Source organism: Pseudoxanthomonas mexicana (assembly GCF_001556105.1).
Taxonomy (GTDB): domain Bacteria; phylum Pseudomonadota; class Gammaproteobacteria; order Xanthomonadales; family Xanthomonadaceae; genus Pseudoxanthomonas_A; species Pseudoxanthomonas_A mexicana_A.
On sequence record NZ_LSIF01000009.1, the window covers coordinates 37673 to 64410 of the forward strand.

At 66.6% G+C, this 26738-nt stretch carries 26 protein-coding genes and 2 tRNA genes; 16 read left to right on the plus strand and 12 right to left on the minus strand.

Annotation, left to right across the window (positions count from 1 at the left end; genetic code table 11):
• The first annotated feature begins 24 nt into the window (after window positions 1-24).
• From AX730_RS01290 to AX730_RS01310, 5 genes are all read left to right on the plus strand, one after another.
• On the plus strand, window positions 25-324 hold the full coding sequence (locus AX730_RS01290; protein ID WP_055936063.1) for an integration host factor subunit alpha: 300 nt from the start codon (window positions 25-27) through the stop codon (window positions 322-324).
• Window positions 305-661 (plus strand): MerR family transcriptional regulator, encoded by a 357-nt coding sequence (locus tag AX730_RS01295; RefSeq protein ID WP_055936060.1) that lies wholly within the window; start codon window positions 305-307, stop codon window positions 659-661. Before AX730_RS01290 ends, AX730_RS01295 begins: the two co-directional genes overlap by 20 nt.
• A gap of 86 nt (window positions 662-747) precedes the next feature.
• Window positions 748-824, plus strand: a tRNA-Pro gene (locus AX730_RS01300).
• A gap of 105 nt (window positions 825-929) precedes the next feature.
• Window positions 930-1400, plus strand: coding sequence for a cupin domain-containing protein (locus tag AX730_RS01305; protein WP_062350778.1), 471 nt, complete (start codon window positions 930-932; stop codon window positions 1398-1400).
• An 89-nt stretch (window positions 1401-1489) separates the two neighbouring features.
• Window positions 1490-2515, plus strand: coding sequence for a TraB/GumN family protein (locus tag AX730_RS01310; protein WP_083537629.1), 1026 nt, complete (start codon window positions 1490-1492; stop codon window positions 2513-2515).
• Window positions 2516-2536: 21 nt separating this feature from the next.
• Here the strand turns inward: AX730_RS01310 and dxs are convergent, their stop codons facing one another.
• The 4 genes from dxs to AX730_RS01330 all read right to left on the minus strand — a co-directional run bounded on the left by dxs (window position 2537) and on the right by AX730_RS01330 (window position 7628).
• Window positions 2537-4444 (minus strand): 1-deoxy-D-xylulose-5-phosphate synthase, encoded by a 1908-nt coding sequence (gene dxs / locus AX730_RS01315; protein WP_062350783.1) that lies wholly within the window; start codon window positions 4442-4444, stop codon window positions 2537-2539.
• Window positions 4445-4571: 127 nt separating this feature from the next.
• Entirely contained in the window at window positions 4572-5225 is a 654-nt protein-coding gene (locus tag AX730_RS01320; protein ID WP_062350786.1) for an HNH endonuclease, read from the minus strand.
• 94 nt (window positions 5226-5319) lie between these two features.
• Window positions 5320-7116 carry an acyl-CoA dehydrogenase C-terminal domain-containing protein gene (locus AX730_RS01325; RefSeq protein ID WP_062350789.1) on the minus strand — a complete coding sequence of 599 codons (1797 nt, stop codon included), beginning with the start codon at window positions 7114-7116 and terminating at the stop codon, window positions 5320-5322.
• Between the two features lie 38 nt (window positions 7117-7154).
• Window positions 7155-7628 (minus strand): LEA/WHy family protein, encoded by a 474-nt coding sequence (locus AX730_RS01330; protein ID WP_062351022.1) that lies wholly within the window; start codon window positions 7626-7628, stop codon window positions 7155-7157.
• Between the two features lie 942 nt (window positions 7629-8570).
• Between AX730_RS01330 and AX730_RS01335 the strand changes: the two genes are divergently transcribed.
• Both AX730_RS01335 and AX730_RS01340 read left to right on the plus strand, forming a co-directional pair.
• Window positions 8571-11114 (plus strand): glycoside hydrolase family 3 protein, encoded by a 2544-nt coding sequence (locus AX730_RS01335; RefSeq protein WP_232310143.1) that lies wholly within the window; start codon window positions 8571-8573, stop codon window positions 11112-11114.
• A gap of 124 nt (window positions 11115-11238) precedes the next feature.
• On the plus strand, window positions 11239-12702 hold the full coding sequence (locus AX730_RS01340) for an MFS transporter (protein WP_062350795.1): 1464 nt from the start codon (window positions 11239-11241) through the stop codon (window positions 12700-12702).
• 164 nt (window positions 12703-12866) lie between these two features.
• Here the strand turns inward: AX730_RS01340 and AX730_RS01345 are convergent, their stop codons facing one another.
• The 4 genes from AX730_RS01345 to AX730_RS01360 form a co-directional block, all read right to left on the minus strand.
• Complete coding sequence (locus AX730_RS01345; protein ID WP_062350798.1) at window positions 12867-13187, minus strand: hypothetical protein; 321 nt, start codon at window positions 13185-13187, stop codon at window positions 12867-12869.
• Window positions 13188-13698: 511 nt separating this feature from the next.
• Window positions 13699-13983 carry a hypothetical protein gene (locus AX730_RS01350; RefSeq protein ID WP_062350802.1) on the minus strand — a complete coding sequence of 95 codons (285 nt, stop codon included), beginning with the start codon at window positions 13981-13983 and terminating at the stop codon, window positions 13699-13701.
• Window positions 13984-14112: 129 nt separating this feature from the next.
• On the minus strand, window positions 14113-14823 hold the full coding sequence (locus AX730_RS01355; protein ID WP_062350805.1) for an rRNA pseudouridine synthase: 711 nt from the start codon (window positions 14821-14823) through the stop codon (window positions 14113-14115).
• A 131-nt stretch (window positions 14824-14954) separates the two neighbouring features.
• Window positions 14955-15030 (minus strand) — tRNA-Phe (locus tag AX730_RS01360).
• Window positions 15031-15206: 176 nt separating this feature from the next.
• Between AX730_RS01360 and AX730_RS01365 the strand changes: the two genes are divergently transcribed.
• Window positions 15207-15659: a DUF6491 family protein gene (locus AX730_RS01365; protein WP_062350809.1), complete on the plus strand. Its 453-nt coding sequence runs from the start codon at window positions 15207-15209 to the stop codon at window positions 15657-15659.
• 18 nt (window positions 15660-15677) lie between these two features.
• Here AX730_RS01365 and AX730_RS01370 read toward each other — a convergent pair whose 3' ends face one another.
• From AX730_RS01370 to ftsY, 3 genes are all read right to left on the minus strand, one after another.
• Window positions 15678-15947 carry an oxidative damage protection protein gene (locus tag AX730_RS01370; RefSeq protein WP_062350812.1) on the minus strand — a complete coding sequence of 90 codons (270 nt, stop codon included), beginning with the start codon at window positions 15945-15947 and terminating at the stop codon, window positions 15678-15680.
• Between the two features lie 3 nt (window positions 15948-15950).
• Entirely contained in the window at window positions 15951-17003 is a 1053-nt protein-coding gene (mutY, locus tag AX730_RS01375; protein WP_062350815.1) for an A/G-specific adenine glycosylase, read from the minus strand.
• A gap of 93 nt (window positions 17004-17096) precedes the next feature.
• Window positions 17097-18320 (minus strand): signal recognition particle-docking protein FtsY, encoded by a 1224-nt coding sequence (gene ftsY, locus AX730_RS01380; RefSeq protein WP_062350819.1) that lies wholly within the window; start codon window positions 18318-18320, stop codon window positions 17097-17099.
• Between the two features lie 119 nt (window positions 18321-18439).
• Between ftsY and AX730_RS01385 the strand changes: the two genes are divergently transcribed.
• Window positions 18440-18739 (plus strand): hypothetical protein, encoded by a 300-nt coding sequence (locus tag AX730_RS01385; RefSeq protein WP_062350822.1) that lies wholly within the window; start codon window positions 18440-18442, stop codon window positions 18737-18739.
• Window positions 18740-18974: 235 nt separating this feature from the next.
• On the opposite strand, the gene htpG is transcribed toward AX730_RS01385, so the two are convergent.
• Window positions 18975-20873 (minus strand): molecular chaperone HtpG, encoded by a 1899-nt coding sequence (gene htpG / locus AX730_RS01390; RefSeq protein WP_062350825.1) that lies wholly within the window; start codon window positions 20871-20873, stop codon window positions 18975-18977.
• 151 nt (window positions 20874-21024) lie between these two features.
• On the opposite strand from htpG, the gene rsmD reads away from it, so the two are divergent.
• The 7 genes from rsmD to AX730_RS01425 all read left to right on the plus strand — a co-directional run bounded on the left by rsmD (window position 21025) and on the right by AX730_RS01425 (window position 26728).
• Window positions 21025-21669: a 16S rRNA (guanine(966)-N(2))-methyltransferase RsmD gene (rsmD, locus tag AX730_RS01395; protein WP_062350828.1), complete on the plus strand. Its 645-nt coding sequence runs from the start codon at window positions 21025-21027 to the stop codon at window positions 21667-21669.
• Window positions 21666-22175 carry a pantetheine-phosphate adenylyltransferase gene (gene coaD / locus AX730_RS01400; RefSeq protein ID WP_062350831.1) on the plus strand — a complete coding sequence of 170 codons (510 nt, stop codon included), beginning with the start codon at window positions 21666-21668 and terminating at the stop codon, window positions 22173-22175. Before rsmD ends, coaD begins: the two co-directional genes overlap by 4 nt.
• 46 nt (window positions 22176-22221) lie before the next feature.
• Window positions 22222-22716: a hypothetical protein gene (locus AX730_RS01405; protein WP_062350834.1), complete on the plus strand. Its 495-nt coding sequence runs from the start codon at window positions 22222-22224 to the stop codon at window positions 22714-22716.
• Window positions 22717-22760: 44 nt separating this feature from the next.
• Complete coding sequence (locus AX730_RS01410) at window positions 22761-23009, plus strand: YfhL family 4Fe-4S dicluster ferredoxin (RefSeq protein WP_062350838.1); 249 nt, start codon at window positions 22761-22763, stop codon at window positions 23007-23009.
• A 73-nt stretch (window positions 23010-23082) separates the two neighbouring features.
• Window positions 23083-24807 (plus strand): gamma-glutamyltransferase, encoded by a 1725-nt coding sequence (ggt, locus tag AX730_RS01415; RefSeq protein WP_062351025.1) that lies wholly within the window; start codon window positions 23083-23085, stop codon window positions 24805-24807.
• A 99-nt stretch (window positions 24808-24906) separates the two neighbouring features.
• On the plus strand, window positions 24907-25797 hold the full coding sequence (locus AX730_RS01420) for an MBL fold metallo-hydrolase (protein ID WP_062350841.1): 891 nt from the start codon (window positions 24907-24909) through the stop codon (window positions 25795-25797).
• Window positions 25798-25891: 94 nt separating this feature from the next.
• Window positions 25892-26728: an alpha/beta hydrolase family protein gene (locus AX730_RS01425; protein WP_062350844.1), complete on the plus strand. Its 837-nt coding sequence runs from the start codon at window positions 25892-25894 to the stop codon at window positions 26726-26728.
• The last annotated feature ends 10 nt before the right edge of the window (window positions 26729-26738 follow it).

Below are 26738 nucleotides of genomic sequence, written 5' to 3' on the forward strand. Positions count from 1 at the left end.
GCCGCAATGGGGATGCAGTAATCCATGGCATTGACGAAGGCGGAGATGGCCGAACGTCTGTTCGACGAGGTCGGCCTGAACAAGCGCGAGGCGAAGGAATTCGTCGACGCGTACTTCGACGTGCTGCGCGAGGCCCTCGAACAGGGTCGGCAGGTGAAGCTGTCGGGGTTCGGCAACTTCGACCTGCGCCGCAAGAACCAGCGCCCGGGCCGCAATCCGAAGACCGGCGAGGAGATCCCGATCTCGGCACGGACGGTGGTGACCTTCCGGCCGGGCCAGAAACTCAAGGAGCGGGTGGAAACGTATGCTGGATCCGGGCAGTAACCGCGAGCTTCCGCCGATCCCGGCGAAGCGCTACTTCACCATCGGTGAGGTGAGCGAGCTGTGCGACGTGAAGCCGCACGTGCTGCGTTACTGGGAAACCGAATTCCCCAGCCTGGAGCCGGCCAAGCGTCGTGGCAACCGCCGTTACTACCAGCGCCATGACGTGCTGATGGTGCGTCAGATCCGCGGCCTGCTCTACGAGCAGGGCTATACCATCGGCGGCGCGCGACTGCGCCTGGAAGGCGAGGGTGCGAAGCAGGAATCCGCCATGAGCGCGCAGATCGTGCGCCAAGTGCGCATGGAGCTGGAGGAAATCCTCCAGTTGCTGCGCCGGTGACGTTCGACGGCGCTCCTGCTGGGAGTCGCCGAGGAATTCCGGCTATAATGCGCGACCCGTCGAAAGGCGGGTTGATCCGCGAGATTCGGGGCGTAGCGCAGCCTGGTAGCGCATCTGCCTGGGGGGCAGAGGGTCGTCGGTTCAAATCCGGCCGTCCCGACCAATCGCGGTTCTACATCAAGCCTGCGCTACCGCGTGGGCTTTTTTTTGTCCGTCGAGCAGCGCTACCTGCGCCGACAAAACCCGACCGCCGCGCGCAGGAACGTCCATGCATCCCGTGACAGAAGCGCTGATCCGCGAGCTGCAGCTGTCACCGCATCCGGAAGGCGGCTACTTCCGCCGTGTCTACGAATCGGCCAGGCGCACCGAGGTCAACGGGATCGAACGGCCCACGCTGACCGCGATCAAGTTCCTGTTGCCGGAAGCCGTGGTCACCCGCTGGCATCGCGTCGACGCGACGGAGGTCTGGGACTGGCATGACGGCAGTGCGATGGAACTGTCGATGTTCGATCCCGACCAGCGCACGCTGACGCGCGTGCAACTGGACACGTCCGCGCGTGGCGGGCAGTCGAATCAGGTCGTGCCAGCTGGTGTCTGGCAGAGCGCGCGTTCGCTGGGCGAGTTCACGATGGTCGATTGTTCCGTGTCGCCGGGCTTCAGCTGGCAGGGATTCGAACTGCTGCAGAGTGGCAGCGACGTCGCGCACCGGTTGCGCGAAGCGGGCGGCAAGGTCGCCTGAACGGATCCCCCTTCGGCTGCGCTGCACTGCGCACCACCAAGGTTCTCCACGGGCACACTCTCGGGATTCTTCCGCATGGAGTCGCCGGGATGCGTCTTTGGTTCTACGGAATGGTGTGGCTGTCGCTGCTGGTCCTGCCTGGCCATGCGGCAGCGCAGGGGATCCCGGAGCCAGTGGTGGCCGAAGATGGCGTGATCGACATGGACACGGTGGTCGTTGCGGGCGTGCAACCCGGTCCCGGCCTGTGGAAAGTGCGGCACGGCGACCATCTGCTGTACATCCTCGGGACCCAGTCGCCGCTGCCGAAGAACATGACGTGGCGCTCGGAGGAGGTCACGCAGGTCCTTGCGCTGACCGACGAAGTCCTCGGCCCGCCCGGTGTCGCCGTGACTGCCGACGTGGGCTTCTTCCGCGGCCTGACGATGTTGCCTTCGGCGCTGAAGGCGGCGAAGAACCCGGATGGAGAGAGGCTGGAGGACGTCCTGCCTGCCGACCTGTACGCACGCTGGTCCGTGCTCAAGCAGCGCTACATCGGGCGAGACGGCGGCATCGAGAAGAAGCGGCCTTTGCTTGCCGTGTACGAGCTCTATGGCAAGGCGTTGTCGCGAAGCGGCCTGCAGAGTGGCGGGGGCGTGGTTACTCCGGTGATCGAAGGTGCGCTGAAGGCGCGCGGCATGAAGCGTACGCCGACCCAGCTGAAGATCACGCTGGAAGATCCCAGGGGAGCGCTGGCGGATATCCGCAAGGAGCCGCTGAAGCCGCAGGACCTGGTCTGCTTCAGCAAGACGCTCGACCTGATCGAGCACGAGCTTCCGCAGGCCGCGGTCAGCGCACGCGCTTGGGCGGTCGGCGACTGGACCGCCATCCGCAACGCAGCGCGTATCGATGAGCGCGCCGCCTGCGATTCTGCATGGCTCGACACAGAGACGGCGCGCAAGCATGGCGTACGCGACATCGACACGCGTGTACGGACGAAATGGCTCGAGACCGCGGAAGCCTCGCTGCGCCGGAACCGCATCACGTTCGCCACGATGTCGGTATGGAACTTGGTGAAGCCCGACGGCTACCTTGCGGCGCTGCAGGCCAAGGGTTACGAGATCGAAGCGCCGGAATGATCCTGCGCCACGCGTCCTGAATCAGCCCGCTGCGGTCAGCGGCGGCTGCGTAGCCGCCAGCGCAGGCCAGCGCTTCAAAACGGCGGTGCGGATGCCGGCGGCATCAATGCCGGCTTCGGCCAGCAGGTCTTCGCGGCTGGCGTGGTGCTGGAACTCGTCCGGCAGGCCCAGGTGCAGCACGGGCAGCGATACGCCCTCGGCATTGAGCAGTTCGGCCACGCCGGAACCGGCGCCACCCATCACCACGTTGTCCTCGATGGTGACGAATCCCTGGTGCGTCTTCGCCAGGTCGAGCAGCAGGTCGCGGTCAAGCGGTTTCACGAAGCGCATGTTCACTACGCTGAGGCCCAGTTCGCGGCCTGCCTGTTCGGCGGCCGCGACGGTCGAACCGAACGCGAGCAGCGCGACGCGGTTGCCGCGCACGCGCAGGTCGGCCTTGCCGATGGGCAGCGTATCCAGGGTTGTCTGCAGCGCCACGCCCGGACCGGTGCCGCGCGGGTAGCGCACCGCGGCCGGACCATTGAAGTGGTAGCCGGTGCTCAGCATCTGCCGGCACTCGTTTTCATCGGCCGGCGCCATCACCACCATGTGCGGTACGCAGCGCAGGTAACTCAGGTCCAGGTTGCCGGCATGGGTCGCGCCATCCGGCCCCACCACGCCGCCACGGTCGATGGCGAACAGCACGTCGAGCTTCTGGACGGCCACGTCATGCACCAGTTGGTCGTAACCGCGCTGCAGGAAGGTCGAATAGATCGCCACCACCGGCTTGCTGCCTTCGCAGGCCATGCCCGCCGCCAGCGTCACCGCGTGCTGCTCGGCGATGGCGACGTCGAAGTAGCGTTCCGGATACTCCTTGCTGAAACGCACGAGGCCGGAGCCTTCGCGCATCGCCGGGGTGATGCCCAGCAACGTCGGTTCGGCGGCGGCCATGTCGCACAGCCAGTCGCTGAAGATGTCGGTATAGGTCGGCTTCTTGGCACCACCCTTGCTGACCAGGCCCTTCTCCGGGTCGAACGGGCCGACCGCGTGGTAACCGATCTGGTCGCCCTCGGCCAGTTCGTAACCCTTGCCCTTGGTGGTCAGGATGTGGAGCAGCTGCGGACCCTTGAGGGTCTTCAGCGTCTTCAGCGCGCCGACCAGTGCTTCGACGTCGTGACCGTCGATGGGACCGGTGTAGTGGAAGCCCATCTGCTCGAACAGCGTGGACGGCACGAACATGCCCTTCCAGTGTTCTTCCCAGCGGCGCATGAAGCGTGCCGGCGGCTTCTTCTTGTCTCCCAGCAGTTTCTTTCCGCCTTCGCGCAGCGCATTGAGCGTGCGACTGCTGCTGAGTCGGCCCAGCATCTTGGTCAGCCCGCCGACGTTCTCGGAGATCGACATCTGGTTGTCGTTGAGGATCACCAGCAGGTTCGGCTCCGGCTCCATGCCACCGGCGTGATTGAGCGCTTCGAACGCCATGCCGGCGGTCATCGCACCGTCGCCGATCACCGCGACCACCTTGCGATCGTCGCCCCGCTGTTGCAGCGCGATGGCCATGCCGAGCGCGGCGGAGATGGACGTGGACGAATGCCCGACACCGAAGGTGTCGTACTCGCTTTCTTCGCGCTTCGGAAACGGCGCCACACCGTCCTTCTGCTTGACCGTGTGGATGGTGTCGCGGCGGCCGGTCAGGATCTTGTGCGGGTAGGTCTGGTGGCCGACATCCCACACCAGGCGGTCGCGCGGCGTGTCGAACAGGTAGTGCAGGGCGACCGTCAATTCGATCACGCCCAGGCCCGCCCCGAAATGCCCACCGCTCTTGCCGACCGACTCGATCAGGTAGCCCCGCAGTTCCTCGGCGATGGCGGGCAGTTCGGATTCGTCGAACTGACGCAGGTCGGCCGGGACGTGGATACGCGAAAGGCGGGGATAGCGGTCGGGAGCGATCATCGGCAGCAGGCTTGTTCTGAGCCGTCATTGTCCCCCCCCGGTGTGAAGCGGGGCAAGCAAGCGCGTGAAGCCGGCGTGGGGTGGGCCTGCGTGGTTCAGGAAGTGGGGCGTGGGCCCCGCGAGGCGATCAGGCCGACAGCTTGGACTTCTTCGGCAACTGGGCCTTCAGGAAGGCCATCTGGTCGGCCAGGATGTTCCGGTTCGACAGGATCAGGTGTTCGATCCAGCTGGGCCGGTACGGCACGGCGAGCAGCGGCATGTGCGCCTGCTGCGGGGTCCGGTTGCTCTTGCGCGAATTGCAGTGGAAGCAGGCCGTCACCACGTTTTCCCAGATGTCCTTGCCGCCCTTGGACAGGGGTAGCACGTGGTCACGGGTCAGGTGCGGTCGCGAGTACTCATGGCCGCAGTACAGGCACAGGTGCGCGTCGCGGGCGAACAGCGCGGTATTGGTGAGCGTCGGCGTGGGTGAAAGCGCGTGCGCCCGCGCGTGGCCACGCGACGCCACGATGGGATGCAGTTCGATCAGGCTCTGTTCGCCGGTCAGCCGAGAGAGACCACCGTGCACGTGCAGGCAGGGGTCGCCCAAGGTCCATGCGACGGCGCCGCGCGCGTACAGGCAGGTGGCGTCCTGCCAGTTGATCCAATCGAGCACGCGGCCATGCGCATCCAGCGACAGCAGTCGCAAGGCGGCAGGATGGGGGCGAGGGGACGACGGCGACGGGACCGGCGGCGAACGCAAACCGGTCTGGACCAGGTGAAGCTGAGCGCTGTCTGCTTCCATGGAGAAGCAGGTTATACCCAAATGTTGACGAAATGTGTATTGCGCGCGGCTTTTCACCGGCGGAGCGCGTCGACTGCGCTCCGCCGGTACGGGATCACGCCTCGCCGAAGCGCGCGTCGTCCATCGCCATCAGCGTGTCCGCGCCCGACTCGATGGCGGCGGCATGGGACAGGGTACGCGGCAGGATGCGGGCGAAATAGAACCGCGCGGTTTCACGCTTGGCCTGCTTGAAGGCACCGTTGTGCGTCGATGCATCCGCGGCGGCCACGCTGCGCGCCCACCAATAGGCAAGCACGACGTAGCCGGAGTAGAACAGGTAGTCGGTGCTGGCAGCGCCGATTTCTTCGGGATTCGTCGCCGCGCGCTGCAGGATGTTCTTCGTGAGTCCCGCCCATTCGGCCGCCTTCTGCTGCAACGGATCGATGAATTCGGTCAGCGATGCGTCGTCCTTGTGCTGCTGGACGAAGGCGTGCACGTCGGCGAGGAACAGCTTCAGGCCGGCGGCCTGCGTGGCGGCGGTCTTGCGACCCATCAGGTCGAGCGCCTGGATACCGGTGGTGCCTTCGTACAGCGTGGTAATGCGGGCGTCGCGCGCCAGCTGTTCCATGCCGTGCTCATGGATGTAGCCGTGGCCACCGAAGCATTGCAACGCATGGTACGTGTTCTCGATGCCCCATTCCGTCTGGCAGGCCTTGGAGATCGGGGTGAGGAAGCTCACCAGCGTATCGGCACGCTCACGCTCGGCGGGATCTTCCGCGTGGTTGGCGACATCGATCAGCGTACCGGCGTGCAGGGCGAGCAGGCGACTGCCTTCCACCAGCGACTTGATCGTCAGCAGCATGCGGCGCACGTCCGGGTGGACGATGATCGGGTCGGCCGGCTTGTCGGGAAACTTTGGGCCGCTGAGCGAGCGCGTCTGCAGGCGGTCACGCGCGTAGGCAAGCGCATTCTGATAGGCACGTTCGCTCAGACCGATGCCCTGCAGGCCGACGCCGAGGCGCGCGGTGTTCATCATGGTGAACATCGCCTGCAGGCCCTTGTGCGGCTGGCCGACCAGATAGCCTTGGGCGCCGTCGAAATTCATCACGCAGGTGACGGAGGCCTTGATGCCCATCTTGTGCTCGATCGAGCCGCACGTCACCGCGTTCCGTTCTCCCACGGTGCCGTCCTGTGCCACCTTGAACTTCGGGGTGACGAACAGCGAGATGCCCTTCGCACCTGCCGGCGCGTCCGGCAGCTTGGCCAGCACCAGGTGCACGATGTTGTCGGCCAGGTCGTGCTCGCCGGCGGTGATGAAGATCTTGGTGCCGGTGATGGCGTAGCTGCCATCGGCGTTCGGTTCGGCCTTGCTCTTCAGCAGGCCGAGATCGGTGCCGCAGTGCGGTTCGGTCAGGCACATGGTGCCGGTCCAGCGGCCATCCACGAGCGGCTTGAGGAAGACCTCCTGCTGCCATGCCTCGCCATGGTGCTTGAGCGCTTCAACCGCGCCATGCGACAGCAGGGGGAAATTGCCCCAGGCCAGGTTGCTGGCGTTGACCAGTTCATTGAGCGGCACGCCCATCGTATGCGGCATGCCTTGTCCGCCGAACTCGGGCGCGGAGGTCAATCCGGTCCAGCCGCCATCGACGAACTGCGAGTACGCCGCCTTGAAGCCCGGCGGCGTGGTGACCTCGCCGGTGGCCTTATCGAGCTGGCTGCCGATTTCATCACCCACGCTATTCAGCGGCGCGAGTACCGTCTCGGTGAAACGTGCGGCTTCATCCAGCACGGCGTCGAGGATGTCGCGGGTGGCTTCGGTGTAGCCGAGTCGCTGGAACAGCGGCTCCACGCCCAGCACGTCGTACAGGGCGAAGCGGAGGTCGGTCAGGGGAGCTTTGTAGGACGCAGGCATGCGGGTTCTCGGAATCGCGGATGAGGGAAAGGCCGCGCTCAGCGCAGCACACCGTCCAGGCCGGGGACGGGATTGAGGGTGCTGCGCGTGTCGACGTCGAAGCTGCGCTGCTTCGCCTCTTCCGGCGTGGCGGCAGCGCTGCCCTTCAGCGTGTACGGCAGGGTGCGACGGCCGGCGAGGGCGTCCGCCACCACGATGCGGGCGGCACTGCTGGGCGAGAACGCGACCGTGACGACATCGGCGGACTCGGGCCCGATGGACACGCCGGGCGTGGCGCTCAGTTTGCCGGCGTCCTGGTCGCCGACCTGGACGTCGACCCCGACGGTATCGAAGCGCATCGGGATGCTGCTGTAGTTCTGCAGCCTCAGGTCCACCGCCCATTGGCCGTCGGCTCTCACCGTCAGTTGCTGGACGCTTACGGCCGGGTCGGAGACCCGCCGCACCACGCCGTCGCCGCAACCGGCCAGCAGGGTGGTCGCCGCCAGAAGTGCCAGCAGGGAAGTACGTCGCATCATGCCGCGGCTCCATGAGGGAATGCGGCAGGATACTACGGCGTATGGCAGCTGGAATGACAGTCCGGTCGCTTGCGGGGATGGGGCAGTCGTACTGCGCTGCGTCAGGCTTTCACACGAACGTGGCGACGCTGCATCGGGGGCAACGTGTAGGCTAGCGTGCCGATGCCGATGATTTCCGTGAACTTCCGAGAGTCCTCAACGGTGATGTTCTGCGTTTCCGGACCATCATGGTGGGAGCCGGGCAGGCGTTGATGCTGGCAATGAGATCCCATGACCCGACGTGGTGATCCGTTGTGACCCGCACCTTGCGCGGCAGAGCTAGCCTCACGACGCCATTCGCCGGCCGGGCTGAAGTAGGGGCCGCGGGTTTCGCGCCGCGATAGATCTTTCCGCGGGCGCTCCCGAATCGCTCGCACAAGCCACGCAAACCTGTTGCTGCACCGCAGCGAGTACTCAGGCGCGAGCGTCATTGCGGTAAGCAGATCCAGTACCGCACGCGCCGGTATGCGGCAGTTGCCAGGAATTCATTGACAGCACATTGAAGCTTCGATATGACAGCGCTGTCAACAACGGTCGGAGAGGGGCCGCATGAGGCATTCAAAACGCGTTGCGGGCGTGAACGTCCTTGTTCCATGCCTCGTGCCACGCAGACGCGACAAGGCCATGCCGGGCGCCAGTTCGGGCGACCGGTTCTGCAACATCTTGGGCGGCGTGCGGCAGCCTGCAGCATCGGTCAGCTGATTCCCCCGTCGTCGGAGCATCAGCGCGTGCGGTACCAGTGCACGTCCATGTTTCGCCGCGGGCCGTGAGCTCGCGTGCCCGCTTGAAAACTACTGCATGTGGCGGAATGTGGAGCTTGCTCTCGTGTCCCGTCCGATTTTTATTCAGGCGCGGATCCTGTCGGGGATGTTGTGCGCGCCGCCATTCTGGGAGAAACGAGTGAATCCGATCCGAGTGACCCTGCTGGGGGCCAGTCTTTTGGCATGCCTGTCGTGTACGGCGCAGAAGGACCCCGAACAGAAGCCCGCCGGCGCAGCCGCGGACGATGCCGCAGAACTGAAGGACTGGCCTGCGCTGAAAAGCAGCTTCGCCAAGGACCCTGCCGTCGAGGCGCGCGTGGCCGAGATCCTCGCGAGCATGACGCTGGAACAGAAGATCGGGCAGATGGTGCAGCCGGAGATCAAGTCCATCAGCCCGGATGAGGTGCGCACGTACTACATCGGCTCCGTGCTCAACGGCGGTGGTTCGTGGCCGGCGATGAACAAGCACGCCAAGGTCGAAGACTGGGTCAAGCTGGCGGATGCCTACTACGACGCCTCCCTGTCGACTGATGCCAAGATCCCCGTGCCCGTGATCTGGGGCACCGACGCCGTGCATGGCCACAGCAACGTCTACGGCGCGACGATCTTCCCGCACAACATCGGCCTGGGTGCCGCGCGCGACGTCGAGCTGATCGAGCGCATCGCCGAGGCCACCGGGCAGTCCACGCGCGCCACGGGCGTGGCATGGACGTTCGCCCCGACCGTCGCCGTCGCGCAGGATGCGCGCTGGGGCCGCACGTACGAAAGCTATTCCTCGCAGCCTGCATTGATCCGCGAATACGCGGCTGCCTACGTCAAGGGCATGCAGGGCCTGCTGGACAAGGACGGCAACGTCGTCGCCACCGCCAAGCATTTCATCGGCGACGGCGCCACCGACGGCGGCAAGGATCAGGGCATCGCCACCATCACCCAATCGCAGATGATCAACGTCCATGGCCAGGGCTACTACGGCGCGATCGAAGCCGGCGTGCAGACGGTGATGGCGTCGTTCAACAGCTGGAACGATGTCGCCGCCGGCAAGGACTACGGCAAGATGCACGGCGCGCGCGATCTGCTGACCGTCGCGCTGAAGGAGAAGATGGGGTTCGACGGCTTCGTCGTCTCCGACTGGAACGGCATCGGCCAGGTCGCCGGTTGCAAGGACGACAGCTGCGCGCAGGCGATCAACGCCGGTATCGACATGGTGATGGTGCCGGACAAGTGGAAGACCTTCATCACCAACACGATCGCGCAGGTGAAGTCGGGCGAGATCCCGCAGGTACGCATCGACGATGCCGTCACCCGCATCCTGCGCGTCAAGCTGCGCGCAGGCCTGTGGCAGCAGAAGCCGTCGGCCAGCCGGCATGCAGGCAAGCTCGAGTCGCTGGTGCATCGCGACTTGGCCCGCCGTGCCGCGCGCGAGTCGCTGGTGCTGTTGAAGAACGATGGCGGTGCATTGCCGTTGAAGAAGAACCAGCGCGTGCTGCTGGTGGGCAAGAGCGCCGACAGCATCTCCAACCAGACCGGCGGCTGGTCGCTGACCTGGCAGGGCACCGACAACACGAATGCCGATTTCCCCAATGCCGACAGCCTGGCCGCTGGCTTGCGCGAACAGCTCGGCGAGGCGAACGTGCTGCTGCGCGACAGCGCCGAAGGCGTGGACCCCGCGAGCTACGACGTCATCGTGGCCGTCATCGGCGAAACGCCGTATGCGGAAACCAACGGCGACATCGTGCCGTTTGACACGCTGTCGCACAGCCGTCGCCATCCGGAGGATCTGGCCACGCTGAAGGCGGCTGCCGCCACTGGCAAGCCGGTCGTCACCGTGCTGCTGTCCGGCCGCGCGCTTTACGTGAACGACCTGATCAACCTGTCCAGCAGCTTCGTCGCCGCGTGGCTGCCGGGTACGGAAGGCAAGGGCGTCACCGATGTGCTGGTGGCCGGTGCCGATGGCAAGCCGGCGCACGATTTTCGCGGAAAGCTGACGTTTCCGTGGCCGGCACTGGCCTGCCCGAAGGCGGACAGCAAGCCGCAGTTCGCACTGGATGCCGGGCTGCGCTACAGCGACAGCAGCAACGTCGGCAAGCTGCAGGAGGACAGCGCGACGAGTTGCGGCGAAGCCACCGCGCTGGGCATCTTCAAGCAGTCAGACATCGCGCCCTTCACCCTGCAGATGGAGGTGGCTGGCGCAACGCAGGCCGTCGGTAGCGACATGAATGCGACGCAGCGCTGGCCGCAGGCCAAGCCGGCATTGCAGGTCGCCACCGTGCAGGTCAACACGCAGCAGGACGCCAAGGAAGTCACCTGGCTGGCGCCCGCGCGCGTCTTCGCCCGCAATCCTTCGAAGAACAACCTGGCCGCCATGGCGACGGCCCGCGGCGTCGTGCAGTTCGATGTGATCGTCAAGCAGGCGCCGACCAAGCAGGTGCAGTTCACCGTCGGCTGCGGTGCGAGCTGTGGCGCGAGCCTGGACCTGAGCGCCACCTTCTCCGGCGATGCCGTCGGCAGGAAGCAGACGGTCAAGATCCCGCTGGCGTGCTTCGGCAAGCTCGGTGCGGACCTGGCCGGCGTGGACACGCCTTTCAGCATCACTGCCGACGCGCCGTTCGCCGCCGCCTTCACCGATATCCAGGTGGTGGCTGGTGCGGGCGACGCCGACGATGTGGTGAAGTGCGCGCAGTAAGCGTATTGGAACAGCGCCCCGCGATACGGCCGCGGGACGCTGACGCAGTGCAATTTGCAATCGCGCGGCCGCTCCGTAGGCTGGCCGTTCCGTCCGGATCCCATACCAGCAGGCATACCAATCCATGACCACCCAAACCACCCGATGGTCGCAGTTCAGTGTGCTGATCACCGTGTTCTTCTTCTGGGGTTTCGTTGCGGCCAGCAACGGCATCCTGATCCCGGTGTTCAAGAAGGCCTTCGACCTGACGCAAGCGCAGAGCATGTACGTGGCGCTGGCGTTCTACGTGGCCTATACCGTCGGCTCGCTGATCTACGTCGCGATCTCGAAGGCGATGGGCCAGGACGTGCTCAACAAGATCGGCTACAAGAACGGCATCTGCGTGGGCCTGGTGATCTCGGCGCTCGGTGCGTTGCTGTTCTATCCGGCCGCCAATACCGGTTCGTTCAACCTGATGCTGTCGGGCCTGTTCATCGTCGGCCTGGGCTTCTCGCTGCAGCAGATCGCGGCCAACCCGCTGGCCATCGTCATGGGTGACCCCAAGACCGGTGCGCAGCGGTTGACGATGGCCGGCGGCATCAACAACTTCGGCACCACCATCGGCCCGCTGCTGGTCAGCGTGGCGATCTTCGGCAGCGTCACCTCAGGCAACACCGAAGCGAGCATCGAAAGCGTCAAGACGCCGTATCTGGTGCTGGGCGCGGCCTTCATCCTGGTGGCGATTTTCCTGAAGTTCTCTTCGGTGCCCAACCACATCGACTTGGAGAAACTGTCGGAAACCGAAGCGGCAGACAGCAGCAATCTGATCCACAAGAAGTCGGCGTTGTCGTACCCGCAGCTGGTGCTGGGCATGATCGCCATCTTCCTGTACGTGGGCGTCGAGGTCTCGACCATCGACAACCTGCCGGCCTACCTGGAGCTGCCAGTAGAGAAGGGCGGGCTGGGTATCGAGACCTCGATGATCGCGCCGTTCGTGTCGCTGTACTGGGCCAGCCTGATGATCGGCCGCTGGAGCGGTGCGGCGGGCGCGTTCGATGTCGGCGCGGGCGCGAAGAAGATGCTGATGTTGATCCTGCCTTACCTGGCATTCGGCGTGTTCCTGGCGGTGAACGCCATCACCGGCCACGATGCCTCGCAGTTCTTCGGCTACGCGGCGGTCATCGTGCTGATGATCCTGGCCACGCTGGCCAGCAAGGGCAATCCGGCGCGCATGCTGCTGTACTTCGCCATCTGTGGCATCGCCGCGCAGCTGATCGGCATGTTCACGACCGGCATGACCAGCGTCATCGCCTTCATCAGCGTGGGCCTGTTCTGCAGCACCATGTGGCCGTGCATCTTCGCGCTGGCCATCACCGGCCTGGGCAACAAGACCAACCAGGGCAGCAGCCTGTTGATCATGATGATCATGGGCGGCGGCATCGTCAGCTGGGCGCAGGGTGCGTTGGCCGACAAGGTTGGTATCCACTACAGCTTCATCGTGGGCGTGCTGTGCTTCGCCTACCTCGCGTTCTACGCGATCGCCGCCACGCGCACGCTGCGCAAACAAGGCATCGATCTGGACAAGCTCGCCGCCGGCAACGGCCACTGAGTGCGGTGCGCGCCGGAGAGAGGCCGGCGCGCATCTCCCAGAGCCACCGGGCTACTCTCCAGTCCGGTGGCTTTTCTTTGGGGATACGGGAAACGAGAGCTGCATGACCTCGATGTCCCGATGGCGGGAAAGCGCAGCGATCATCCTGCCGCGTACAGCGACGCTCAGGCCGCGGCCAACGCCAGTACAGGTGTGCTGTCCCGTGCCGTCACGCGCTGCTGGTTGGCGTAGCGATCCAGCAGGCCCGCCCGCTGGCAGGCCCACTGGGTAACCCACCCCACCGCCCGTTCTTCGCAATCGCTCGCCATATCGAACGGTGCGATGTCGCCGAGATCCACCAGGATCCGCAACACGAAATCGTCTTGCTGCGAATGCACTTCAGCGATCGTCACGCCATCCACGTACAGTGCGTTGCCGGCGTCGGTGCGATGCCAAGCGAAACGGTCGGGAAGGGCACGCGTTGCCTTCTTCAAGACGATGTCCACATGGCGTCTCCAAGGGGGGATGGGGCGACCTTGCGGCACGGGCCGTGGACACCGCGTCAAAGGCAGTACAGCCCTGGTGCTGCTCGCCTGGCGCGGGAACGCGTGACGGACGTGTCGTGAGGGGGGGGCGATCATCCGCGTCCGTGGTTGTCCGGATCGAGGTGCGCGCGGCGATATCACTTATCAACGCGTGACCTTACCTGCGCTGCGTACCCGTCATCGGCGGCAATACGTCTCAACGAGTTTCCATCATGCCTCTAGATTCGAATTCCCGATCCATCCTTGGATGGTGCGTCGTCGCTGTCGTGTTGCTCGCCGCCTGGCTCCACGCGCATGGGCATGCCGTCGATGACCACGCGTCACGCTGCAAACCCTCGGTCGTGTCGGCAGAGAGCGAGCGAAATTGTGCGGGCCCATGTCGTTCCCAGGAGGCCGTTTCCGACGTCATGCCGGTGGCAGGCGATGATGCATCGATACCTGCAACGTCCATCGTCGCGACTGCACCGCGAGCCTAGTCCGGCGGACAGCGGCCGGCGGCCTGTTCCGCCTGCGCTGACTTGAGCGTGCCGTTGGCTGCAGCGGATTCCTCGGCGGCTTCCGCAAGCTTTCGCTGGTTCTTCTCGGTCGGGGATGCCACGGTGCGCTGGCGGATGTCTTCGTAGGCCTTGTCGACTTTCGCGGCGGTGCGCTGCTTCGCGGCGACGCTGGCGCAGGCAGGTGCGCCTTCGTCACGCGCGAGGCCATCACGGCCACACGCAGTCAGCAGGAAAGCGAAAAACAGGATGGACGGTCGCATGGCAAGTCCTCGGAAAACCGGGCGGCCAGCTTAGGCAGCGTGCAGGAATGGGGACGTGAAGTGCGGTGCGGCGGGCCGCGTGTCCGTCATGATCCGGAGCCCGTCACGACTTCGCGGTGGCTGCGGTATTCAGAACCGTGCACCAGCCGGCAGATAGCGCCATTGCCCGACCGGCACTTTCGCCAGTGCGATGCGCCCGATGCGCAGGCGGCGGATTGACACCACATCAAGCCCACCTTCGCGGCAGCGGTGGCGAAGTTCGCCCGGCTGCACATCCTTGATGGCGAAGCGCAGTCGCACTTCGTTCTGCCAACTGACCTTGCACGGCGCCAAGCCGCGACCCTGGTAGGTGGTGACGTGGCCGATGCGGCTGAGCGTGTACGGATCGGCCGTCCCGCGGATCTCGACCACGAACTCCTGCTCGATCTGCGCATAGTCTTCCGTCAGGCGGCGCCATACGCGACCATCCTGGCTGAGCACCAGCAGACCACTGGCCTCGGTGTCCAGCGGCACCAACGCCGTCAGGCGCTGCAGGTGGCGTTTCAACGGCCGCACACCGCTGTCGTCGTCGACCATGTGCGTAGCCGGGACGGCCAACGGCGCGGCGTCCTGCCAGGCCACGCCTTCGGGCTTGTGCAGCAGCAGTGTGGCGGGTTCGGTCGCCGTGAGCCTGGCCGTCGGGTCGATCTCCACGCGTTCGCCGGTCACCGGATGCTGCGGGGCTTCGACCGTCTCGCCATCCACGGTGACCCAGCCGCCTTCGATGTACTGCTCGGCCTCGGTGCGCGAGCAGCCGGTCAGTTCTGCAACGCGCTTGGCCAGGCGGATGGGGTCGGGCATGCGGGGTCCGGTGTCTTCGAAGACGGGGTAGTGGGCGGGATATGCTGTCGCAGAACCGCGGAAGCCGAAGAGCAAGGCAGTGGATACGAACGAAAAAGGCCTGCATCGCTGCAGGCCTTTCCGAAACGATATGGTGGCCCGGGGCGGATTCGAACCACCGACACGCGGATTTTCAATCCGCTGCTCTACCAACTGAGCTACCAGGCCAGGATCTTTCGCGGGTCGGCAGCGCCGGTGCGAAGGCCGCAGATGATACGGACCGGGGCGAGGGAAGGCAAGCCGCACCCTCGGCTGAATGCTCACCCGGCGGGCGCTGCCTGCACCCGCGGTGGGGCGCATCATGGGGCCCTTGAGCGCCCCGCCGCGCCGACAGGAGCTCGACCATGACCCGCCTGATGCCCATCGTCCTGCTGGTCGTGGCCGCATTGTCAGGCTGCGCCAGCGCCGGCAAACAGACCACTGCCGAGAAGCTGGCCCTGTACCGCGGCTATGCCGGCGAGCCGGTCAAGGATTTCCGCTACTTCGGCCACCTCAGTGGCTGGGTGCCACTCGGCGATGGTGCGCTGGCGGTGTGGACCAAGCCCGGCCAGGCCTTCCTGCTGGAGCTGTCGGGCCCCTGCCGGGACCTCGACTACGCGGTGGCCATCCGCATCACGAACTTCGGCAGCCGGGTGTTGGCGCGCTTTGATGACGTGGTGCCGCTGGGCGCAGGCACGTCGAGCATCAAGATTCCCTGCCGCATCGAGACCATCCGCCCGTTGGACGTGAAAGCCTTGCGCGCCAGCAAAAAGGAACTGCGCGAGGCGACGACTGTGGAGCGCGAAGCGAAGGTGTGAGGGTGCCGCTGGCCGACGTTATGGCGTGGGCACGTAGCCGGCTGGCTTGTCGGCACCGCCGTCGAACAGGAACTTTTCCAGTTCCGTTTCCAGGAAGGCGCGGTGCTTGGGATCGCGTGGCGACAGGCGGTTCTCGTTGATCAGCATGGTCTGGTGTGCCAGCCATGCTGCCCAGGCGGGCTTGCCGATGTTCGCGTAGATACGTTTGCCCAGTTCGCCGGGGTAAGGCACGAAGTCGAGTCCTTCGGTGTCGCGTTGTTCGTACTGGCAGTAGACGGTGCGCGACATGGATCAGTTCCCCAGCAGTTTGCGGATCGGCGCCGGCAAGCCCAGCGTGGCGAGGTCGCCACGCGCCACCCAGCGCAGGTCGTCATTGTCGCGCACCGCGTCGCGCAGGGCGACCTTGCGCAGGCGCAGCGGCTGCAGGTGCAACCGGTAGTGGCTGAAGGTGTGCACGACGACGGGCAATTCCTCGGCGTTGTCGTACCTGCCCTTCATCTCGCGCGTGAACCAGTCGCGCATGCCGGCATCGGTGTCCGCCTGCGGCAGCGTCCACAGCGAGGCCCAGATGCCGGTCTCGGGACGTCGCTGCAGCAGGATCTCGCCGTCGACGTTCTCCAGCCACAGCGCCACGGCCTCGCGTTCGGGCAGCACCTTCGAGGGTTTGGACGTGGGCAATGCGGCAGTCAGTCCATCGCGGCGAGCCACGCAGTCCTCCTGCACGGGGCACACCACGCACGCCGGTTTCGCGCGCGTGCACAGCGTGGCGCCGAAATCCATCTGCGCCTGCGTGTAGTCGGCGAGCCGGCCGTTGGGGACGTCGCGCAGGTGCTGTTCCGCCAGCGCCCACAGCTGCTTTTCGACCGCAGGCAGGCCGGGCCAGCCGGCGATGCCATGGAAGCGCGCCAGCACCCGCTTGACGTTGCCGTCGAGGATGGGGAAACGGTCGTTCCACGCCTGCGACAGGATCGCGCCCGCGGTGCTGCGGCCGATGCCGGGCAACGCGTGCAGCGCGTCGAAATCGCGCGGCAGTTCGCCGCCATGGTCCGCGACGCAGGCTTTCGCGGCGGCATGCAGGTTGCGGGCGCGGGCGTAGTAGCCCAGCCCCGCCCAGTGCGCCATCACGTGGTCGGTGGTGGCGACCGCGAGGTCGGGCAGGGTGGGGAAGCGTTCGACGAAGCGCAGGAAATACGGCGTCGCCGTGGTCACCTGCGTCTGCTGCAGCATGATCTCGGACAGCCACACGCGATACGGCGTGCGCGGATGCTGCCACGGCAGGTCGTGGCGACCGTGCCGGTCGAACCAGGCCAGCAGGCGCCCGGCGAAAGAAGCGTTGCCGCTCATCCGTCGCGACCTGTGGGAGCGACGTCAGCCGCGATGACGCCATCGCGGCGGTCTATCGCGACTGACGTCGCTCCCGCGAGGCGCGAGTTTGGGTCAGCCGCCACCCAGCGCTTCCGGCAGCAGCGCGTCGACGAAGGATTCGGCATCGAACACACGCAGGTCTTCCACGCGCTCGCCGATGCCGGCATAGCGGATCGGGATGCCGAACTCGCGCGCCAGCGCGAACACCACGCCGCCCTTTGCCGTGCCGTCCAGCTTGGTGACCACCAGGCCGGTGACGCCGACCGCGGCATGGAACTGGCGCAGCTGCGAGAGCGCGTTCTGGCCGGTAGTGCCGTCGATGACCATCAGCACTTCGTGTGGCGCATCCGCGTCGATCTTGCCGAGGACGCGGCGGATCTTGCCGAGCTCGTTCATCAGGCCGGTCTGCGTGTGCAGGCGGCCGGCGGTGTCAGCGATCAGCACGTCGAAGCCGCGCGACTTGGCCGACTGCAGCGCATCGAAGGCGACCGAGGCGGCATCCGCGTCCTGGCCTTGCGCGACCACGGGCACGCCGTTGCGCTCGCCCCAGGTCTGCAACTGCGCGACGGCGGCGGCGCGGAAGGTGTCGCCGGCCGCCAGCATCAGGCTGTGGCCGTCCTGTTTGAAGCGGCGTGCCAGCTTGCCGATGGTGGTGGTCTTGCCGACGCCGTTGACGCCCACCGTCAGTACGACGAAGGGCTTGCGGCTGGCGTCGATGACCAGCGGTTTCGCTACCGGGGTGATCAGCGCGATCAGATCTGCGCGCAATGCCTTCAGCAACGCTTGCGCGTCACTGAACTCGCGCTCCTTCATCCGCTTGCGCAGATCCTCGACGAGCGCCGTGGTGGCGGGCACGCCTACGTCGGCGGTCAGTAGCGCGGTCTCGATCTCGTCCAGCAGGTCGTCGTCCAGGCGCGGATTGCGCGTGAACAGGCCGGCCAGGCCCAGCGCGGCGCTGGTGCGGCGCAGGCGGTCGCGCCAGCCGGACTTGCCGGCGGGGGCGGCCGGCGCTGCATCAGCGTCGGCGTCATGCCCCTTCTCTGCCGCTTGCGGGAGAGAGGGCTGGGGTGAGGGGGGCTGCGCAACAGCTTCTGTCTGCGCGACGACCTGGTTTTCGCTCTCATCGGTCTGCGGCACCGCTTCTACCGCTGGCGAGGGAGAAGGGGAGGCGCCATCCGCCGGCAACGGCTCGCTGGGCGCACGCGGGGAGGCGGCGGCGAGTTCCTCGGTGCTGGGGCGGGCCTGGGCGGCGTCCGGGCCGTCCTGGGGCTTCTTGCGGCGGAAAAAACCGATCATTGCAGGGGGTATCTCGAAGAGGGCGACATGCTACCACCCGGCTGTCGGACGCCCGGGCACAGGACTCAAGTGGGGCCGTCGGCGGCCGATATCGAGGGCGGAGAACCCGGAATCCCTGCATGAACGCCATCACCGGCATCGCTACCTCGGGCCTGCGCGCCGCCTCGACCGGCCTGCAGGCCGCCGCGCACAACCTCGCCAACCTGGCCACGCCCGATGCCACGCGGCAGTCGGTGGCGTTGTCGGCCGGTGCGACCGGCGGTGTCTCCGCGACGGTGATCGAGGCGCCCGCCGATCCGGCAGCTCCGGTCGAAGATGTGGCCGCGATGCTGACCTACAAGGCGATGGCGGGCGCGAACCTGTTCGTGCTGAAGGTGGCGGACCAGACGCTGGGCAGCCTGCTGGATATCAGGGCTTAGAGAATGCGATCCCTTCTCCCCGCGCGCGGGGAGAAGGTGCCTGGAGCGCCTGCCGCGTACTTGATACGGGGGCGGATGAGGGGCGCTCTTCGCGCGAACCTGGACGTCCGCGATCGGACTGCGCTTGCGGATCCTATGAAGGGCGTCGAGGCGCCTTGCCTCCGCTCGCCCCTCACCCGCCTTCGGCACCCTCTCCCCGTTGCACGGGGAGAGGAGAACAGCGGGAGAGCTTCGCTTACGCCGACAACTCCAGCAGCAGCGCGTTGAGCCGCTTCACGTAACCGGCCGGGTCCTTGAGGCTTTCGCCAGCGGCCAGCGCGGCCTGGTCGAACAGCACGCGGGTGAGGTTGTTGAAGCGGTTCGCGTCGCTCTCGGCATCGAGTTTGGCGATCAGCGGGTGGTCCGGGTTGAACTCGAACACCGGCTTGCTCTCCGGCACCTGCTGGCCGCTGGCTTCCAGCAGCTGGCGCATCTGCAGGCCCAGGTCGTCCTGGCCGATGGCGAGGATGGCCGGCGAATCGGTCAGGCGATGCGAGACGCGCACGTCGGCCACGTCCAGGCCCAGCACCGTCTTGATCCGGCCGGTCAGTGCCTCCTTGGCTTTGGCGCTTTCTTCCTGCGCCTTCTTGTCGTCTTCGCTGTCCAGCGCACCCAGGTCCAGGTCGCCGCGGGCGACGTCGACAAAGGACTTGCCGTCGAACTCGGTCAGGTAGCCCATCAGCCATTCGTCGATGCGGTCGGTGAGCAGCAGCACCTCGATGCCCTTCTTGCGGAAGATCTCCAGGTGCGGGCTGTCCTTGATCTGCGCATGCGAATCGCCGGTCAGGAAGTACAGCTTGTCCTGGCCTTCCTGCAGGCGGCCGACATAGTCGGCCAGCGACACGCTGGGCGCACCGGAGGCGTCGTGGGTGGAGGCGAAGCGCAGCAGGCCGGCGACCTTCTCGCGATTGGCGTAGTCCTCGGCGGGGCCTTCCTTCAGCACCTGGCCGAAGTTGGTCCAGAACGTCTTGTAGTCCTCCGGCTTGTCCTTGGCCAGCTTCTCCAGCATGTCGAGCGCACGCTTGGTCAGCGCGGAGCGCATCGAATCGACCACCGGGCCGGACTGCAGGATCTCGCGCGAGACGTTGAGCGACAGGTCGGATGAATCCACCACGCCGCGCAGGAAGCGCAGGTACAGCGGCAGGAACTGCTCGGCCTGGTCCATGATGAAGACGCGCTGCACGTACAGCTTCAGGCCCTTGGCGCCGTCGCGGTGGTACAGGTCGAACGGCGCGCGCGCGGGCACATACAGCAGCGACGTGTATTCCAGCTTGCCCTCGACCTTGTTGTGGCTCCACGCGGCCGGGTCGGTGAAGTCGTGGGCGATGTGCTTGTAGAACTCGGTGTATTCCTCGTCCTTGATTTCGGACTTGGCGCGCGTCCACAGGGCGCTGGCCTTGTTGACCGCTTCCCACCCGGCGTCGATGGGTGCGTCTTCGCCGTGCTGTTCCTTCGGCATCTCGATCGGCAGGCCGACGTGGTCGGAATACTTCTTGATGATGCCGCGCAGCTTCCAGCCGTCGGCAAACCCTTCCTCGCCCTCCTTCAGGTGCAGCACGACGCGCGTGCCGCGCTCGGGCTTGTCGATGGTGGCGACCTCGAAATCGCCTTCGCCGGCGCTGGACCAGTGCACGCCTTCGCCGGCGGGCAGGCCGGCGCGACGGCTGAACACGTCGACGCGGTCGGCGACGATGAAGGCGCTGTAGAAGCCCACGCCGAACTGGCCGATCAGGTTGGCGTCCTTCTTCTGGTCGCCGGACATGGCGCGCAGGAACTCGCCGGTGCCGGACTTGGCGATGGTGCCGAGGTGGGCGATGGCCTCGTCGCGACTCATGCCGATGCCGTTGTCGTCGATGGTCACCGTACGCGCGGCGGCGTCGAAGCCGATGCGGATGCGCAGGGTCGGATCTTCCCCGAGCAGGCCGGGCTCCTTCAGGGCCTCGAAGCGCAGCTTGTCGGCGGCGTCGGCGGCATTGGAGACCAGCTCGCGCAGGAAGATCTCCTTGTTCGAATACAGGGAGTGGATCATCAACTGCAGCAGCTGCTTCACTTCGGTCTGGAAGCCCAGCGTTTCTTTGCGGGTCTCAACGGTCATCGCGGTCGTGCTCCATGGAATCGAATACGGGGCCGCCCATCGCGGCCGATGCCTCCCGGTGTATGGGTCCGGTGCGGCTTTCTCAAGCGGATCGGCCGCCCGGTCTACGCGGCACGGCTATCATTCGGCATCCTCCGCCACCGCATTCCCGATGCCTCGCCGCCCACGCGCCCACCTCCCGCCCGTCGCCGCCGCTCCGCGCGGAGCCGGCCAGGTACGGATCATCGGCGGGCGCTGGCGCGGCACGAAGCTGGCCGTACCGGACCGGCCCGGCTTGCGGCCGAGCAGCGACCGCGTGCGCGAGACGCTGTTCAACTGGCTGATGCCGGCGTTGCCCGGTGCGCGCGTGCTCGACCTGTTCGCCGGCACCGGCGTGCTTGGGCTGGAAGCGGTGTCGCGCGGCGCGGCGCAGGCTACGCTGGTGGAACGCGATCCCGGCCTGGCGACTGCCTTGCGCGGGGCGGTGGCAAAGCTGTCCGCGCAGGCGGAGGTGCATGCCGGGGATGCGCTGGCATGGCTGTCCGGCTGTAGCGACACGTTCGACCTGGTGTTCCTGGACCCGCCATTCGCCGACGGTCTGTGGGCGCGCGCGCTGGACGGACTGGCGCCACGCCTGGCGCCCGCTGCCTGGGTCTACGTGGAATCGCCCGCCGACCTGCTGCCGCCCGTGCCGGCAGGCTGGGCGCTGCACCGCGAAGGCCGGACCCGTGAGGTCCGCTACGCGCTCTACCGGACCCCGGCCGCGCAGCCCACTGTTACACTGCGCCCCGACGATCCGCCGGCGACGACTGAATGACTGTGGCGCGCAACCGGACGGCCGTGTATCCCGGCACGTTCGACCCCATCACCAATGGCCATATCGACCTGATCGACCGTGCGGCGCCACTGTTCGAGCGCCTGATCATCGGCGTGGCCGAGAGCCCGGGCAAAGGACCTGCGCTGCCGCTGGCACAGCGCGTCGAACTGGCCCGCGAGGCCGTGGCCCGGCACCCGCACGTGGAAGTGCAGGGCTTCGATGGCCTGCTCGCCCATTTCGTCAAGCACGTCGGCGGCGGCGTGTTGCTGCGTGGCCTGCGCGCGGTGTCCGATTTCGAATACGAGTTCCAGCTGGCCAGCATGAATCGCCACCTGATCCCGGAGGTCGAGACGCTGTTCCTGACCCCGGCCGAACAATACGGCTTCATTTCGTCGTCGCTGGTCCGCGAGATCGCCCGCCTCGGCGGCGACGTGTCGGGCTTCGTGCCGCCGGCCGTCACCGCCGCGCTCAATGCGCAGTGGCAGCAACACAAGCAGGGCGCCTGAGCGCCCGATGATTTCGACAACCGTTTCACCAGGAGGGGGATTACCCATGAAGAAGTTCGCAAGCCGCATCATGCTCACCGCCTGCCTCGTGCTGCCGTTCGCGGCGTGCAAGAAGCAGGATGAAGCCCCGGCCGAGCCGGCCGAGGTCGCGCTGGTCGCGCCGACCACGACCGAAGACGGCCCGTGGAAGGAATACCTGAGCAAGGTGGTCGACGCCAACATGGGCACGATCACCAATACGCCGTACGTGTACTACCTGCCGGCCGAGACCGACCCGGAGTTCGAGGCCAAGTACGGCCGCCAGCTGGACCAGGCCAAGGGTGCCGTCGCCCGTGGCGTGAGCAGCGGCAACCTGATCGCGTTCGGCTCGCCGAACAGCACCAAGATCGCCGACCTGGCCGTGGCTGCGTTCACGGGTGTCGAGGTCGATGCCTTCAAGGGCGTGCGCGTGCTGTTCATCGGCAAGGCGGAGGACAGCGAGCGGGTGAAGACCGCCGTTGCGCCGAGCAGCGCCGAGTACGTGTTCGTCGAAGCCAAGTAAGTCCTGCCGCCCTCTCTCCATCGGGGAGAGGGCGTGTTTTCCCCATGTCCCTCAAGATCAACGAACTCTGCGTCAACTGCGACGTCTGCGAGCCGGCCTGCCCCAACCAGGCCATCTCGATGGGCGAGACGATCTATGTTATCGATCCGGCGCGCTGCACCGAATGCGTCGGTCATCATGACGAAGCGCAATGTGTCGTCGTGTGCCCGGTGGAGTGCATCGATCCCGATCCGGCGTATCCTGAGACCCACGAAGCACTGCTGGCGAAGATGCTCCGGCTGCAGGCCGGCTGAGAGTCCACCGCGACACGTGCTTCGTCCCGGTGTCTGTCCAGGAGAAGTCGTGATCCATCGCCGTCTGTTTGCCCTGTTGTTCGTCGTCGCATTCGCGCCAGCCGCGCTGGCCGCTGACGCCGTCCGCACCACCCAACCTTCAGCCCATCCTCCCGGCGTCGCCATCGCCAGCGCGCACGCGCTCGCCACGCAGGCCGGTCTGGACGTGATCGCGCAGGGTGGCAATGCCTTCGACGCGGCCATCGCGGTCTCGTCGACGCTGTCGGTGGTGGAGCCGATCAGTTCAGGGCTGGGCGGCGGCGGTTTCTTCCTGCTGCACGATGGCAAGACCGGCAAGGACGTCTTCGTCGATGCGCGCGAGACCGCGCCGATCGCGGCGACGCCCGACAAATATCTTCTGTCGAACGGCGACTTCAATCGCGACCGCGCCGAGAACGGGCCGTGGGCGGCGGGCATTCCCGGCCTGCCGGCGGCCTTCGTCCATCTGGCGAAGACGTACGGCAAGCTGCCGCTAAAGGCCTCGTTGGCGCCGGCGATCCGCACGGCGCGCGAAGGGTTTCCGGTCTATGCACGGATGGCGCGCGGCTACCAGGCGCGCCGCGAGGTGATGGAGCGCTACAAGGGCACGCGCGCGGTGTTCCTGGTGAACGGACAGCCGATCAAGGAAGGCGATGTCTTCAGGCAACCGGACCTGGCGCGCACGCTGGAGCGGCTCGCCGCGGAGGGTTTCGACGGCTTCTACAAGGGTGAAACCGCGAAGCTGCTGCTGGCCGGCGTCAAGGCCGAAGGCGGACAGTGGACGGCACGCGAGTTGGCCGGTTACACCGTACGCGAACGCGAGCCGCTGACGTTCACCTACAACGACTGGCAGGTGACGACCGCGCCGCCGCCGTCGTCCGGCGGCGTGGCGCTGACGCAGATGCTGCAGATCCTCGATGCCTACGACCTGTCCAAGCTCGACGAAGCGCAGCGCACGCATCTGGTGGTGGAAGCGATGCGCCGCGCGTTCCGCGACCGCACGTTCTACCTGGGCGATCCGGACTTCGTCGACATTCCGATGAGGACGCTGACCAGCCCGTACTATGCGGCCGGCCTGCGCGCGACGATCAATCCGCAGAAGGCGACGCCCAGCGATCAGCTGTCGGGGCAGCAGACGCCGCTGGAAGACGAAGAGACCACCCACTTCTCCATCATCGATGCCGAAGGCAACCGCGTCGCCGGCACGCAGACGGTGAACCTGCTGTATGGCTCGGGCCTGGTGCCGCCGGGCACCGGCGTACTGCTGAACAACGAGATGGACGACTTCGCGCTGAAGCCGGGCACGCCCAACGCGTTCGGCGTGATGGGCTACGACGCCAACGCGCCCAAGCCGGGCAAGCGCATGCTCAGCTCGATGACGCCGACCTTCCTGGAATCGCCGGACAAGGTGGCGGTGCTCGGCACGCCGGGCGGCAGCCGCATCATCACCATGGTCTTGCTGGGCGTACTCGGATACGACGCCGGCCTCGACCCGCAGGCGGTCGCCGCGTTGCCGCGCTTCCACCACCAGTGGATGCCGGACCTGATCGAGATGGAAACGGACGCGCTGAGTCCGGCGACGCGGCAGACGCTCGAGGCCATGGGTCATAAATTCAAGGTCGTCGGCAACACCGCACAGGGCGGTCGCGGCTCCAGCCATGTCTGGGGCAACCTGCAGACGGTGGAGTGGGACAAGACCACCAACACCCTGCATGGCGGCAGCGATCCGCGCAATTCGGTCGGTGCGGCCAAGGTCGTCGAATCCGCCGCGACCCCCTGACCCTTCCTTGTGGGAGCGACGTCAGTCGCGAAAGGCAACCCGGGAGCGTCATCGCGACTGACGTCGCTCCCACAGCGGATCGAGGCGTAGAATCGCACCATGAAACTCTGGTCGCTGCTGGGCAATTCCCAGAAACTCGATGGGGGCGCGATGTTCGGCAACGCGCCGCGCGCCATGTGGGAGCGGTGGTCGCCGCCGGATGCGGAGAACCGCATCGAGCTGGCCTGCCGCGCGCTGCTGGCGCAACCGTTGAACGGCAAGACCGTCCTGTTCGAAACCGGCATCGGCGCGTTCTTCGAGCCGAAGATGCGCGCCCGCTTCGGCGTGCAGGAAGCACGGCACGTGCTGCTGGATTCGTTGCAGGCGGCGGGCTTCTCGCACGAGGACATCGACGTGGTGGTGCTCAGCCACCTGCACTTCGATCATGCCGGCGGCCTGCTGGCGCCGTGGCAGGAGGGCAAGGCGGCGGAACTGCTGTTCCCCAACGCCACCTTCATCGTCGGTGCCGATCACTGGCAGCGCGCATTGAAGCCGCATCCTCGCGACCGCGCCAGCTTCATCCCGGAATTGCAGCCGTTGCTGGAAGCCAGCGGACGGTTGGAGCTTGTCGCCGGCGAACATTCGGTGGCGCTCGGCGACGCCGTGCGTTTCAGCTTCAGCGATGGCCATACGCCCGGCCTGATGCTGGCGGAGATCGTCGGACCGGAGCGCATCGATGGGCAGGCGCACGGCGGCGTGGTGTTCTGCGCGGACCTGATCCCAGGCCGCTCGTGGGTGCATGTGCCCATCACCATGGGCTACGACCGCAACGCGGAACTGCTGATCGACGAGAAGCGCGCCTTCCTGGAAGACAAGCTGGCCCGCAACGTCCATCTGTTCTTCACCCACGACCCGGGCTGCGCGCTGGCGCAGGTGACCCGCGACGAGAAGGGCAAGTTCGGCGTCGCCCACGAGGTCGCCGACCTGCAGGCGCGTCCGCTGGCGGCCTGAAGTGACTTCCGGCACCTCGATCCGGTGACGACCGGCTCCTGCCTACCCTGCCGACGGACGGCAGACTGGCCCTGTCTTCCACAGGGGTTCCGGCATGAACAAGCGTTTCTTCCTCCGCGGCGCACTCGCACTCGTGGTGTCTTCGCTGGCGATGGTGCAGGGCGCGTTCGCCGCGCCCACCGCGACCGTGCCGCTGCAGGTCTCGCCGGAGCGCGCCACCACGATGGCCGTCTGGGAGCCGGCGCAGGTACGCGGCGTGGTGCTGTTCTCCAGCGGGCATGGGTCATGGCCGGAGCGCTACGACGGTGTGCTGACCGCGTGGCGCGATGCCGGCTTCGCCGTGGTGGCGCCGCTGCACGTGGATTCGGTGAAGTATCCGGAGCGCGAGAAGTTCTCCATGCAGCAGGGCTTCGGCGAACGCCTGGCCGACATGAAGGCGGCGAGCGCCTACGTGGCCAAGCGTTGGCCCGGTGCGCCGGTGGCCGCGGGCGGCCACAGCTACGGCACGCTGATCTCGCTGGCGCTGGGTGGCGCGATGGCCGACATGGCGCCGCTGCGCGATCCGTCAGTCGTTGCCGTGGTCGGCTACTCGTCGCCCGGCAGGATCCCCGGGCTGGTGACGCCGACCACCTATGCCTCCGTCGCGGTGCCGGTGCTGATCGTCACCGGCGACCAGGACCTGGTGCCGGGCTTCGTCACCGATGCGAAGGATCACCTGTATCCGGTGGAAACCGCGCCGGCTGGCGGCAAGGTCGCGCTGGTGCTGGCGGGCGGCAGCCACAACCTGATCGGCGGGGAACCGGGCGCGCTCTACGAGCGGGCTCGCGATGTCGGCACGGCGTTCCTTCAGGCTGAACTGCTGAGGGATGCCGCGGCAACGAAGACATTGGCGGCGGAAGACGCGGAAACCGAGCGCTGGGTCCGCCGCTGAGCGTGGACCC